The organism is Bradyrhizobium sp. 2S1 (assembly GCF_011516625.5).
Classification (GTDB): domain Bacteria; phylum Pseudomonadota; class Alphaproteobacteria; order Rhizobiales; family Xanthobacteraceae; genus Bradyrhizobium; species Bradyrhizobium septentrionale.
On record NZ_CP147717.1, the window covers coordinates 6,049,956 to 6,062,179 of the forward strand.

Annotated in this window: 13 protein-coding genes; all 13 read left to right on the plus strand. The window is 62.8% G+C overall.

Annotation, left to right across the window (positions count from 1 at the left end; all coding sequences use genetic code 11):
• Positions 1 to 9: 9 nt before the first annotated feature.
• Positions 10 to 1,260, plus strand: coding sequence for an ABC transporter substrate-binding protein (locus tag HAP54_RS28665; RefSeq protein ID WP_166306155.1), 1,251 nt, complete (start codon positions 10 to 12; stop codon positions 1,258 to 1,260).
• Between the two features lie 57 nt (positions 1,261 to 1,317).
• The gene (locus HAP54_RS28670; protein ID WP_166306158.1) at positions 1,318 to 2,184 is read left to right on the plus strand and encodes a branched-chain amino acid ABC transporter permease; all 867 of its coding nucleotides are present in this window, start codon (positions 1,318 to 1,320) and stop codon (positions 2,182 to 2,184) included.
• Complete coding sequence (locus HAP54_RS28675; RefSeq protein ID WP_166306161.1) at positions 2,184 to 3,248, plus strand: branched-chain amino acid ABC transporter permease; 1,065 nt, start codon at positions 2,184 to 2,186, stop codon at positions 3,246 to 3,248. Before HAP54_RS28670 ends, HAP54_RS28675 begins: the two co-directional genes overlap by 1 nt.
• A gap of 2 nt (positions 3,249 to 3,250) precedes the next feature.
• The gene (locus HAP54_RS28680) at positions 3,251 to 3,979 is read left to right on the plus strand and encodes an ATP-binding cassette domain-containing protein (RefSeq protein WP_166306164.1); all 729 of its coding nucleotides are present in this window, start codon (positions 3,251 to 3,253) and stop codon (positions 3,977 to 3,979) included.
• Positions 3,976 to 4,677: an ABC transporter ATP-binding protein gene (locus tag HAP54_RS28685; RefSeq protein WP_166306167.1), complete on the plus strand. Its 702-nt coding sequence runs from the start codon at positions 3,976 to 3,978 to the stop codon at positions 4,675 to 4,677. The genes HAP54_RS28680 and HAP54_RS28685 overlap by 4 nt, the downstream gene beginning before the upstream one ends.
• Before the next feature lie 87 nt (positions 4,678 to 4,764).
• On the plus strand, positions 4,765 to 6,279 hold the full coding sequence (locus tag HAP54_RS28690; protein WP_166306170.1) for an amidase: 1,515 nt from the start codon (positions 4,765 to 4,767) through the stop codon (positions 6,277 to 6,279).
• Positions 6,279 to 6,581: a putative quinol monooxygenase gene (locus tag HAP54_RS28695; RefSeq protein ID WP_029082582.1), complete on the plus strand. Its 303-nt coding sequence runs from the start codon at positions 6,279 to 6,281 to the stop codon at positions 6,579 to 6,581. The genes HAP54_RS28690 and HAP54_RS28695 overlap by 1 nt, the downstream gene beginning before the upstream one ends.
• Before the next feature lie 16 nt (positions 6,582 to 6,597).
• The gene (gene ureE, locus HAP54_RS28700) at positions 6,598 to 7,068 is read left to right on the plus strand and encodes an urease accessory protein UreE (RefSeq protein ID WP_166306173.1); all 471 of its coding nucleotides are present in this window, start codon (positions 6,598 to 6,600) and stop codon (positions 7,066 to 7,068) included.
• Positions 7,055 to 7,735, plus strand: coding sequence for an urease accessory protein UreF (locus HAP54_RS28705; protein ID WP_224741755.1), 681 nt, complete (start codon positions 7,055 to 7,057; stop codon positions 7,733 to 7,735). The genes ureE and HAP54_RS28705 overlap by 14 nt, the downstream gene beginning before the upstream one ends.
• A 16-nt stretch (positions 7,736 to 7,751) precedes the next feature.
• Positions 7,752 to 8,450 (plus strand): urease subunit beta, encoded by a 699-nt coding sequence (gene ureB, locus HAP54_RS28710; protein WP_166306176.1) that lies wholly within the window; start codon positions 7,752 to 7,754, stop codon positions 8,448 to 8,450.
• 2 nt (positions 8,451 to 8,452) lie between these two features.
• Complete coding sequence (gene ureC / locus HAP54_RS28715; RefSeq protein ID WP_166306179.1) at positions 8,453 to 10,159, plus strand: urease subunit alpha; 1,707 nt, start codon at positions 8,453 to 8,455, stop codon at positions 10,157 to 10,159.
• Positions 10,156 to 10,806 carry an urease accessory protein UreG gene (ureG, locus tag HAP54_RS28720; protein WP_166306182.1) on the plus strand — a complete coding sequence of 217 codons (651 nt, stop codon included), beginning with the start codon at positions 10,156 to 10,158 and terminating at the stop codon, positions 10,804 to 10,806. Before ureC ends, ureG begins: the two co-directional genes overlap by 4 nt.
• Entirely contained in the window at positions 10,803 to 11,624 is an 822-nt protein-coding gene (locus HAP54_RS28725; protein ID WP_224741754.1) for an urease accessory protein UreD, read from the plus strand. The genes ureG and HAP54_RS28725 overlap by 4 nt, the downstream gene beginning before the upstream one ends.
• Positions 11,625 to 12,224: the final 600 nt, after the last annotated feature.

Genomic DNA, 12,224 nt, shown 5'->3' on the forward strand with positions numbered 1-12,224 from the left:
AAGAACCAGTTGGGGGCTCTCGCGACTTTCTCCCGTCGCCGCTTCCTGCAGCACTCGGCCATTGCAACGACGACGCTGGTTTCGGCACCCGCGGTCTTCCGTTCCGGAGCGTTTGGCGCCGAAAACCCGATCGTCGTCGGCAGCCTGCACGACCAGTCCGGTCCTATCGCGGCCTCCGGTACGCCGATGGTCTACGCTCTGCAGCTTGCCGTGGACGAGATCAACGCGGGTGGTGGACTGATCGGCCGGCCGCTGAAGGTGATCCACTACGACACCCAGTCGAATATCCAGATGTATTCGCAATTTGCCCAGCAGCTTGCGGTGAAGGACAAGGTCGATGTGGTCCACGGCGGCATCACCTCCGCCTCGCGCGAGGCGGTGCGCCCGACCTTCGATCGCTTCAAGGTGCTGTACTTCTACAACGTGCTCTATGAAGGCGGCGTCTGCGACCGCAACACCTTCTGCACCGGGACGACGCCGGCGCAGACCGTGGAAAAGCTGGTGCCGACCGCGATGAAGAAGGCGGGCAAAAAGGCCTACATCATTGCCGCCGACTACAATTACGGTCAGATCACCGCGAAGTGGATGACCAAATACGTCAAGGACAATGGCGGCGAAGTGCTGTCGACCGACTTCTTCCCGCTCGACGTCACGAACTTCGGCCCGACGATCTCGAAGATCCAGGCCGCCAAACCCGACCTCATTCTCTCGGCGCTGGTCGGCGGCAACCATACCGCGTTCTACCGGCAGTGGACGTCGGCCGGCATGAAGGGGAAGATCCCGATCGCATCGACCACGTTCGGCCTGGTCAACGAGCCGACCACGCTCGACGCCGCCGAGAGCGATTCCATTCTCGGCGCCTACGGCTATTTCGAGGAGCTGACGACGCCGGCCTCAAAGAGCTTCGTCGAGAAGATCAAGAAGGCGCATTCCGACACGCCCTATATCAGCGAGCTCGCCGCCTGTACCTACGAGGGCGTCATGCTTTGGGCGGCCGGTGTGCGCAAGGCCGGCAGCATCGACCGCATGAAGGTGATCGCGGCGCTGGAGGATTCCGTCGCGTTCGACGGACCAAGCGGCAAGGTCACGCTCGACAAGGCGACCCATCACACGATCCGGAACGCGTTTCTCGCAGAGGTGAAGGACCGCAAATGGTCGGTGCTGGAGAGCTTCCCCGACGTCAAGCCTGCCGATACCGCGAGCGTCTGCGATCTGGTCAAGAACCCGAACGACATCAAGCAGTACATTATCAGTCTCTGAAGTCGCTGGGACCCGCAGCTCGGCGGGACCACGTTGGACTGCCGGAAGGACTTGCGAATGGCGATCTACGTCATACTCGGGCTCGACGTTCTGAACGGAATTGCCTCACTGTTTTTGCTGTGCCTGGGACTGGCGATCATCTTCGGCATGATGAAGATCATCAATCTTGCCCATGGCGAGTTCATCATGCTCGGCGCCTACGCGACTGTCATTTCGGCCAATGCCGGGGTGAACATCTGGATCGCGATTCTGATCGTTGCGCCACTGTTTGTCGGCGTTGTCGGCCTCATCATCGAACGTTGCCTCATCCGCTTTCTCTACGGCCGCCTGGTTGATTCGATGCTGGCGACCTGGGGGCTGAGCCTTGCCATCATCGGCATCATCACGACGATCTACGGCAATACCCAGCAGGGCGTGCCGACCCCGCTTGGTGGCTTCTCGATCGGCTCGTATCAGTCGAGCTACTACACGCTGTTCCTGGCGGGCATGGCGATCGTCATGATGGCTCTGGTCTACGGCGTCATGCGCTACACAAGGTGGGGCCTGATCGCTCGCGCGACGATGCAGAACCCGGCGATGGCGGCAACCCTGGGCGTCAACCCGGCGCGGGTCTATATGAGCACCTTCGCGGTTGGCGCCGCGGTCACGGGCCTGGCCGGCGGCTTGCTGGCGCCGGTCTCGGGCATCACTCCCGGAATGGGTGGCGCCTATGTCGCCAAGACCTTCATGACGGTGGTCGGCGGCGGCGCGGCGATCCTGTCGGGCACGATGTCGGCGGCGAGCCTGTTCGGTGCGGTCAATCAGATCGGCGCCTACTTCCCGACCCCCGTCTATGGCGAGGTCCTGGTGTTCACGGTGGCGATCGTGCTGATCCGCTTGCTGCCGCAGGGCATCTCCGGCCGCTTCTTCAAGGGGACGCTGTGATGTCCCCGCGCTTTCGTCTCGCGGCCCAGGCCGGTGCAGTCGTGGTTGCGATCATTGCGATCGCGCTGGTTCCTTCGGTGATCGAACTGTTCGCGCTGATGCAGTTGACGCTGTTCGCGGCGATGTCGGTGCTGGCGCTCAGCCTTGCCTTCATCTGGGGATTTGGCGGCATCCTGTCGTTCGGGCAGACCGCATTCTTCGGGTTGGGCGGTTACGCCTACGCGATCGCCGCCGTCAATTTTCAGGACTCGACGCCGGCGATCCTGCTCGCGGTTATCATTCCACTGCTGTTCGCGGCGATCCTCGGCTATTTTGTCTTCTTTGGCCGCATCTCCGACGTTTATCTCGGCGTGATCACGCTGACCGTCACCCTGATCCTGTTCAACTGCATCAACTCGACGTCCGGTGACAGCTACCGGATCGGCCAGGCCTTGCTCGGTGGCTTCAACGGCATTCCGGCGGTGCCGACCTTCAACGTGCCGTTCCATCCGGGCGAGATGCTGTCGCCCGAACAATCCTGGTGGGCGACGGCTGGCGCGCTGCTCGCGGTCTTCCTGCTGTTGCGTCTTCTGCTGTCGCTGCCGGCCGGGCGCGTCATCGTGGCCGTGCGCGAGAACGAGGTCCGCGCCTCCTTGCTCGGTTATGACCCGCGACTGGTCAAGCTGCTCACCTTCATCCTGGGCGGTGCGATCGCGGGACTTGCCGGCGCGCTCTACGTCAATTGGGGCGCGTTCGTCGGTCCGACCATTTTCAGCCTGTCGCTCTCGGCCGAGATCATCATCTGGATCACCGTGGGCGGGCTCGGCACCTTGCTCGGCCCAATCGTCGGCTGCGTGCTGATCGAGTACATTGTCGCCTATATCGGCTCGCAGCAGGCGTTGAACGCCAATCTCGTCCTTGGCGCCGTCCTGATCGTCTTCGTGCTGCTGCTGCCCAAGGGGCTGGTGCCGACGGTGCGTGATCTTCTGCTCAGGCTGGTGCCCGAGCCGAAGCCTGCGGCACCTCGCGCGGACCAGTCGCTGCCGTCATCGCCGGTGGCGCCGCAGCCGGCTGGAGCAGAATAGCCATGGCCGATCTCGTACCTCTGCTCAAGGCCGAGCATCTCACGATGCGGTTTGGCGGCGTGGTCGCCAATGACGACATCAGCTTCACGCTGGACGAGATGGAACTGCGTTGTCTGATTGGCCCCAACGGCGCAGGCAAGAGCACCTTCTTCAAGATGCTCACCGGCCAGCTGACCCCGACCTCGGGCGCGATCGCGTTCCGGGGCGAGGCCATCGCCGGCAGGCTGTCGCACCAGATCGCCCGTATGGGGATCGGCATCAAGACCCAGGTGCCGAACGTCTTCAACGGCCTGTCGGTGCGCGAGAACATCTGGCTTGCGGTTCGCCGCAAGGCGACGCCGCGCGCGCAGCCGCCGGCCGTTAATTCCGTGCTGGAGATGATCCGTCTGACCGATCACGCCGATCGCATCGTCGCGACATTGTCGCATGGTCAGCGGCAGTGGGTTGAGATCGGCATGGTGCTTGCCGCCGAACCCGATTTGATCCTGCTGGACGAGCCGGCCGCCGGCATGACCGACGAGGAGACCGCTCACACCGCGGCGATCATCCGCGAGATCAACCGGACGCACGCCATCATCGTCGTCGAGCACGACATGGAGTTCATCAAGCAGATCGCCAAGAAGGTGACCGTGTTTCATCAGGGGCGCGTCCTGGTCGAAGATACCGTGGGCAAGGTGCTGGCGGATCAACGGGTGCGCGACGTCTATCTCGGCAAGAAGGTGGCGGCATGAGCGCGCTGCTCGAGGTCAAGGACCTGAAATCGGGGTACGGCCGGATTCCGATCCTGTTCGGCATCGATATGACAGTGCAGGACGGCGAGTATCTCGGCATTCTCGGCCACAACGGCATGGGCAAGACCACGACGCTGCGCGCGTTGATGGGCCACCTGCCGACGACCGGAGGCACGGTCGCCTTCGCGGGCAAGACGATCACCCATTTGAAGCCGCACGAGCGATCCCGACTCGGCATCGGCCTGGTGCCGCAGGGCAGGGAGATTTTCCCCGATTTGAGCGTCTACGAGAACCTGCGCATGGGCCTCGCTGCTGCGCCAAGGGAAGACCGCGGTATCATTGATACGGTGCTGGAAGACTTTCCGCGTCTGGTGCGACTGCTCGATCGGCGCGGCGGTGCCTTGTCCGGTGGCGAGCAGCAGTTGCTCGCGCTGGCGCGCTGTCTCTGCACCAAGCCGCGGCTCATTCTGCTCGACGAGCCGACGGAGGGTATCCAGCCATCAATCATCGAAGAGATCACCGAGACGCTGCTCGCGCTGAAGAAGCGTTGGAGCATGTCGCTGATCGTCGTCGAGCAGAATCTCGAGTTCATTACCACGCTGTCCGACCGGGTCCTCAACATCCAGAAGGGACGGATCACGGGACAGCTCGACCGGAAAAGCCTGATGGCACGGGATGCCGCCATGAGTCCGAGTTAAGGCCAATTCCGGCGCAGCTGCGCCGGCCACTGCGATCGGTGATTTCTGTCTTCTCTGCCAGCTTGTCTGCACAAGAAAGGATGACTCATGTCTATCAAACGCCCGAATGCCGAGGATGTCGCTGAACTCGCGGCGAGCCTGCACATGAACATGTCGGTCGAAGAAGCCGGAGAGTATCTCGCATTGATGGGCGGCATGTTTGATGCCTATGACATCGTCGACGAACTGCCGAATCCGTTGCCGCCGGTCAAATACCCCCGCATGCCCGGCTCGAAGCCGGGTCCGAAGGACAACAAATACGGTGCCTGGGCGATCAAGACTGAGGTGAAGGGCGCGCCGAGCGGCAAGCTCGCCGGCCGGACAGTCGTCCTGAAGGACAACGTCGCGCTTGCAGGCGTTCCCATGATGAACGGCTCGACGACCCTCGAAGGCTTCATCCCCGCAGCCGACGCGACGATCGTGACGCGGATTCTCGATGCCGGCGGCACCATCGTCGGCAAGGCCGTATGCGAACATTTCTGCCTCTCGGGCGGCAGCCACACCTCCGATCCGGCGCCGGTTCATAACCCTCTCAAGATGGGCTATTCCGCCGGCGGTTCATCTTCGGGCAGCGCGGCGCTGGTTGCGGCCGGCGAAGTCGACATGTCGATCGGCGGCGACCAGGGTGGCTCGATTCGCATCCCAGCGTCCTATTGCGGCATCTACGGCATGAAGGCGACGCACGGCCTCGTGCCCTATACCGGCGTGATGCCGATCGAATCGACGATCGACCACACCGGCCCGATGACGGCGAACGTCTCCGACAATGCGCTGCTGCTGGAGGTGCTGGCCGGTCCCGACGGGCTTGATCCGCGGCAATATGCGCCGAAGGTCACGAGCTACACCGAGATGCTCGGGCGGGGCGTCAAGGGCCTGAAGATCGGTGTGCTCAAGGAGGGCTTTTCGGCGTCAAACATGCAGGAAGGCGTCGTCGCGAAAGTGAAGGCCGGGGCCGAGCGTTTCGCCGGACTTGGCGCCAGCGTGTCGGAAGTTTCGATTCCCGAACACGCGCACGCGCTCGCCGCCTGGAATCCGATTACGCTGGAAGGCTTCCTGGTCCAGATGATGATCGGCAACGGCATGGGCTTCAACTGGAAGGGGCTCTACGATGTGGGCCTGCTGGACGCGCATTCCGCCTGGCGCAACCGTGCCGACGATCTGTCGGAAACGCTGAAGCTCTGTATGCTGGTCGGACAGTGGGGCGTCAGTCATTATCGCGGCCGCTACTACGCGAAGTCCCGCAACATCGCGATCGCCGCCAAGGCCGCCTATGATGCGATGTTCGGTTCGTACGACCTGCTCCTGATGCCGACCTTGCCCTGTGTCGCGACGCCAATTCCGGCGAAGGATGCGCCGTTGTCCGAAATTGTCCAGCGCGCCTTTGAGATGACCGCCACGACCAGCCCGTTCGATGTCACCGGCCACCCGGCCATGTCGTTGCCCTGCGGCCTCTCAGACGGCCTTCCGGTCGGCCTGATGCTGATCGCCAAGGACTACAACGAGGCGACCATTTATCAGGCGGCCAGGGCCTTTGAGGCCGATGGCGATTGGAGAAAGTTCTGATGATCACGATCACCGCCGTCATCAGGACGAAATCCGGGCGTGAGGTCACGATGCGCGACGCGCTTCTTGACGTCGCGGCTCATGTCGCGGCCAGGGAGCCCGATACCATCGGGTTCTTCATCTCGCAAAGCGAGGAAGATCCCTGCCTCTTCACGACCTACGAGCGCTTCGCCAACAAGGCTGCGATGGATCGCCATAACGGGTCGGCAGCCGTCGCAACCTTCTTCGGCATCGCCAAGCCAATCCTGGACGGCGAGGTCATGCTTGTGACGTCGAAGGAGGTGTCGGCGACGGTCCGGTAAGCCGGCGCCGGATCAATTGCGGGAGAACATCGTGACGTTACGGCTTCATGGCATCATCGGGAGATCCGACGATCCGACCTATGCGGGTCGCCTCCATCATATCGAGCATCACGGTGGGATCGAACTGCTGTTCGTGCCGCCTGCGGACGTCGGTCGCAAGCGCTTTCGCCTGATGACCGATCGCGGAACCGACTGCGCGGTCAGCCTGGATCGTGACGAAGAGTTGGTCGATGGCGGGCTGCTTTTTCTCTCGCACGATCGCGCCATCATTGCCCGTTTCGGCGAGCAGGAGACCTGGCGCTTGAAACCCGCGGATCAGGCGACGGCGCTCAAGCTCGGATGGAATGCCGGAAATCTGCATTGGCGGGTCCGCTTCGACGGTGACTGGCTCGTCGTGCTGCTGGATGGTCCGCTCGAGGCGTATCGCGCGCGCATCATGCCGCTGCTCCAGGCGGGCGAGGTGGTGGAGAGCGATGCTGTTCGATAGATTGCAGGCGCTGGCACTGCTGCAACTCGGCGACAGCGCGTATCCGGCCGGCGGCTTCGCGTTCTCCTGGGGGCTCGAAGGGCTCGCCGCGGACGGCATGCTCTCCAATCGCAATGAGCTGGACCGCATCATCGCCGATCAGCTGGCGCGGCGATGGGCCACCATGGAGCGCGTCCTGCTGCGCAAGGCCTTTCACGCGGCAGGATGTGACGCGATTGCTGCGGTCGACCGCCTCGCCGAGGCGGGAACACCATCGGCCGAGATGCGGGAAGGGTCGCGCCGAGCGGGCAGGGCGCTGCTCGGGGTTTGGGTCAAACTCGATGGGCCGCTGTCGGTCGCGTACCGCACCCTGGTGTCATCGGACGCGCGGCTCGGTCATTTGCCGGTCGCACAGGCCGTCGTCGGTCGGGATGCGAATTTCAACCTGGATGCAGCCGAACTGGTCTCGGGCTGGACGCTGGTGACCGGCCTTGTCGGTGCAGCCGTGCGGCTCGGCATCATCGGCCATGTGGAAGCCCAGCGAAGCCAGTCAGCGGCACGCGGTCTGCTCGCAGAGCTGCTCGCAGAGACACCGCCGGCGGACGCGTCGCCCGCGAGCTTCACGCCGTTCATCAATATTGCAGTCTCGCGCGGACCGCTTCGGGATGTTCGCATGTTTACGACCTAGATGAGGTGACTTCGCCATGATGAATCTGTCGCCGACCGAGATGGATCGTCTCGTGATCTTCAATGCCGCGCAGATGGCGCGTCGCAACCGCTCACTCGGGATCAGACTGAGTCACCCCGAGGCGGTCGCCTACATAACCGACGAGGTGATGACGGCGGCGCGGCGCGACCTGCCTTATGCCGAAATCCGTGATATGGCGGGGCGGTTGCTGACGACGGACGATGTCGCGCCCGGCGTCGCGCAGATGATCCCGATGCTCTACATCGAATGCATGTTTGCCGAAGGCACCAAGGTGATGGCGGTGTTCGAGCCAATCGCACTCAGCAACACTCCTGCGGCCGACGACCTCGTACCCGGCGAGATCATCGCAGGTGGCGAAAACATCGAGAGCTTTGCAGACCTGCCGGCTATCACGATTGAGGTGATCAATACCGGCGACCGCGATGTCCAGGTCCGCAGCCACACGCATTTCTTTGAGGTCAATCGTGCCTTGCGTTTCGATCGCGCGGCGGCGTGGGGCATGAAGATCGATCGGCTGGCCGGCGCCGGAGTACGTTTCGAGCCGGGGGTCACCAAGTCGGTGCGTCTGGTACCAATTTCGGGTGACCGGGTCGTGCTTGGACAGGCCGGGCTCGTCAACGGTCCGCTGGATGTGCCGTCCGCCCGCGATGATGCGCTCAAGCACGCCCGTGCTCGCGGCTATCAGGGAGCTTGAACGTGGCCATACTGACCCGTCGTGCCTATGGCGAACTCTACGGTCCAACCAAAGGCGATCTCGTGCGGCTGGCCGACACCAGCCTGCTCGCTGAGATCGAGCACGACTACGCCACATACGGACATGAGCTCTTGGTCGGCGCCGGAAAAAACCTGCGCGACGGCGAGGGCGTCAATGGTTATCGGACGTCATCGCACAAGATCCTCGATGTGGTGATCAAGAATGCCACGATCGTCGATGCGGTCACCGGTATCGTGAAGGCCGACATCGGCATCCGCGACGGTCGCATCGTCGGCATCGGCAAGGCCGGCAATCCCGACGTGATGCCGGACGTGCATCCCGATATGGTCGTGGGTCACACCACCGCGCCGATCGCCGGCGGCCCGTTCATTGTCACGGCCGGCGCGATCGAGTCGCACGCCCACTTGATCTCGCCCGAGCAGTCCGACCATGCACTCGCCGGCGGAACAACAACATTGGTAGGGAACGGATCGGGTCCGGTCTTCGATGTTGGCAGCGGGGCTGCCACACACTTTGCACGCTTCCTTCAGGCGATCGAGTTCTCGCCCCTTAACTACGCGTTGTTTGGACGCGGCGGTTCCAACCCCGAAGCCGTCGAGGAGGCTGTTGCCGCCGGCGGCATGTCCGTGAAGATTCACGAGGATTTCGGCGCCGCGCCGGCCGTGATTGACCAGAGCCTCGTGGCGGCCGATCGCAACGATTTTGCGGTCCACCTCCACACCGATTCGATCAATGAGTACGGCTTCTGCGAGGATACGATGGCCGCCGTCGACGGGCGCACCATCCACATGTATCACGTGGAGGGCGCCGGCGGCGGCCATGCGCCGGATCTGCTCAAGGTGGTGTCGTGGGACAACGTCATCCCGTCGTCCACCAATCCGACCAACCCCTATATTTCCTATGGCATGGAGGAGGGGGTGCCGATGACGATGATCTGTCACCAGCTCAACTACAATGCGCCCGAGGATGTGATGTTCGGCGAAGCGCGGGTGCGCGCCCAATCGATGGCCGCGGAAGACTTTCTCCACGACATGGGCGCCATCTCGATCTTCGGCACGGATACGCAGGGCATGGGGCGTCTTGCGGAGAACGTCGCCAAATGCTGGCAGCTTGCCAGCGTGATGAAGGACCGCATCGGCCGTCTGCCCGAGGAGAAAACAGCCGGCGCAGACAATGAACGCATCAAGCGTTACATCGCCAAGCTCACCATCAACCCGGCAATCGCTGTTGGCATCGACCATTTGGTTGGCTCGGTCGAGGTCGGCAAGATGGCCGATCTGGTGCTGTGGCCGCGCGCGTCTTTCGGCATCAAGCCCTACATGGTGATCAAGAACGGCTTTGTCGTCTGGGCCGCCATGGGCGACGGCAACGGCAGCCTTGGCCTGTCGGAACCGATGATTCAGAAACGCATGTGGGGGGCACTCGGCGCCGCGCCGCAACGGCTGGGTGTCAACTTCGTCTCAAAGCTTGCCCTGGACGCTGATGTCGGGCGCAGGCATGGCCTGACGCGCGATCTCGTTCAGATCAGGAATGTACGGAAGCTGCGGAAGACCGACATGGTGCGGAACGCGGCCATGCCGCACGTGGAGGTCGATCCGCAGACCTTCGAAGTTCGCGCCGATGGCAGGCTTCTGATGTGCCCCCCAGCAACGAAGGTGCCGCTTGCAAGGCGGTACATGCTCCGATGAACCGGATCGCACTGAAGAGCGTATCAGCCGCGGCGCGCATCGCCGCCGCGCGGGTCGGGATCGGAGGGGCGGTTGGTTCGGGCAAGACGGCGTTGGTCGAGCGCCTGATTCCGGCACTCCTGAAGCGCGGCATCGATATTGCGGTCATCACCAACGACCTTGTCACGGCTGAGGACGCCGAGCGGATCAGGCGCTCCGGGCTGATCGATCCGACGCGCGTATCGGCTGTCGAGGCGGGCGCGTGCCCTCACACCGTCATTCGCGAGGACCCGACGCTCAACATTGAGGCTGCGGACGAACTGGAGCGGCGCTTCCCGGGCGTCGAGCTCATTCTGCTCGAAAGCGGCGGCGATAATCTCGCTTCGACGTTTTCGCGCGATCTGACGGATTTCTGGATGTTCGTCATCGATGTAGCCGGCGGCGACGATATCCCGCGCAAGCGCGGCCCCGGGGTCATCCGTGCCGACCTCCTTGTCATCAACAAGGTCGATCTGGCCCCTCATGTCGGAGTGGACCTGGAGCGCATGCATCGGGAGGCATTGAGTGTCCGCGGTGATCGTCCGGTGCTGCTCACCAATTGCCGCCGCGGCGAGGGAATCGATGCGATCGTCGATCTTCTCGAGCGCGAGGTTCTGTTCAGAACGTGAGGCCGGTAGCGACAAGCGACGATCTGCTGCTCGACCTGAGCTTTGTCCGCCGCGCCGATCGTACGGTCATTGACCGGCGCCTGTTCGCCTGGCCGTTTGTTCTGACACGCAGCTTCTATCTCGATCCGGATCGGCCGGGCTGCCTCAGCGTGATCGTACAGACGGGAAGCGGGGCAGTTCACGGTGAGGACAGCCTCGCACAACGTCTCGTGCTCAGTCCCGGCACTGCCGTCTGCCTGACCAATCAGGGCGCGACATCCGTACATCGTGCGGACCCGGCTGCCCGCTCCATGGAAACAGTCAGACTTTACGTCGCAGGCGGCGCCAGTCTGGAATATTTGCCTGAGCCGCGCATCCTGTTTCCGGATGCCGCGCTGTGCCAGTCTGTGGAACTCGACTGCGCGAAGGAGGGCTGCACCCTGGTCGTCGATGCATTCACGATGCACGATCCCGGTGGAGAAGCCCGTGGTTTCCGTGAACTGGAATCGACGTTCTGCCTGCGGAGATCGGGCGGCGAGCCCTCGATGATCGACCGGATGCGCCTGCACCGTCCGGATCCCGACATCTTTCGTGGTTATCGGGCCTTTGGATCAGCGATTCTGGTGCTTACCGCTTCGCATGATCTGGCGCGCCTTCAGGCATCGCTGACTGCCGCTCTGGGTCGGACTTCGAGATTGTACGCTGCGGCCAGTGTGCTACCGGGAGCCGCGGGGCTCGGTGTCCGCCTCGCGGCCCTGGACCTCAGGCAGATACGAACAGCATTCGACGCGATCCGGACGATCTATCGTCAAACATTGCTGGCTTCGATGGCGTCCTGAAGGCGGTTGGGTCGCTGTCCTTTGATAAGAAAAGCTGGGCTTACGAAACAGCGATAGCGGTCCGTGACTCGAACCCGATGCCTTGTTTCCTGCAGGCGTCCGCTATGTGTGCACGACGTGTGCACCGGGAGATCAAGAATAATCCTGCGACAGCCAACTTAAGCAGGCGCTCAAAGTGGGTCGGGCCACCTGAGTTCGGCGGGCGTGAACCGTAAGTTGCAGGACAGGTGAGTGCTGGTGGAGCGAGAGTTTAAGCTTTTCAATTGGTTAGAGGGCGGCGTGTGCACAACGTGTACACCGGGAGATCAAAGAAAATCCCGAGACAAACGATGTGAGCACGTCGAACCGGGTGCTTCACCTTCAGCAGTAGACGGGCGTGGGCGCGACCTGCTGGCAAGCTGGTGGTTGTCGAAGTGGATGGTCGATGGACCGCAGTTGGCGCAAGGCGGTCCTTCCTAAGCGTGACCTTTAGCACGGTTAGCAAGACGCAGATCCAAAGGTCTCACCGCCTGAGGTCGAAGAGCGCCGCATCGAGATCGAGCGGAATATAGCCCTACGTCTTGCTCCAACGCCTATTCTGCCGATTTGCTAAAATGCGGG

What these genes read in the sequence shown, in the direction of transcription:
- HAP54_RS28670 (WP_166306158.1), top strand. Translation starts at nt 1,318, where the DNA reads ATGGCGATCTACGTCATACTCGGGCTCGACGTTCTGAACGGAATTGCC.
- HAP54_RS28675 (WP_166306161.1), top strand. Translation starts at nt 2,184, where the DNA reads ATGTCCCCGCGCTTTCGTCTCGCGGCCCAGGCCGGTGCAGTCGTGGTT.
- HAP54_RS28680 (WP_166306164.1), top strand. Translation starts at nt 3,251, where the DNA reads ATGGCCGATCTCGTACCTCTGCTCAAGGCCGAGCATCTCACGATGCGG.
- HAP54_RS28685 (WP_166306167.1), top strand. Translation starts at nt 3,976, where the DNA reads ATGAGCGCGCTGCTCGAGGTCAAGGACCTGAAATCGGGGTACGGCCGG.
- HAP54_RS28690 (WP_166306170.1), top strand. Translation starts at nt 4,765, where the DNA reads ATGTCTATCAAACGCCCGAATGCCGAGGATGTCGCTGAACTCGCGGCG.
- HAP54_RS28695 (WP_029082582.1), top strand. Translation starts at nt 6,279, where the DNA reads ATGATCACGATCACCGCCGTCATCAGGACGAAATCCGGGCGTGAGGTC.
- HAP54_RS28705 (WP_224741755.1), top strand. Translation starts at nt 7,055, where the DNA reads ATGCTGTTCGATAGATTGCAGGCGCTGGCACTGCTGCAACTCGGCGAC.
- ureB (WP_166306176.1), top strand. Translation starts at nt 7,752, where the DNA reads ATGATGAATCTGTCGCCGACCGAGATGGATCGTCTCGTGATCTTCAAT.
- ureG (WP_166306182.1), top strand. Translation starts at nt 10,156, where the DNA reads ATGAACCGGATCGCACTGAAGAGCGTATCAGCCGCGGCGCGCATCGCC.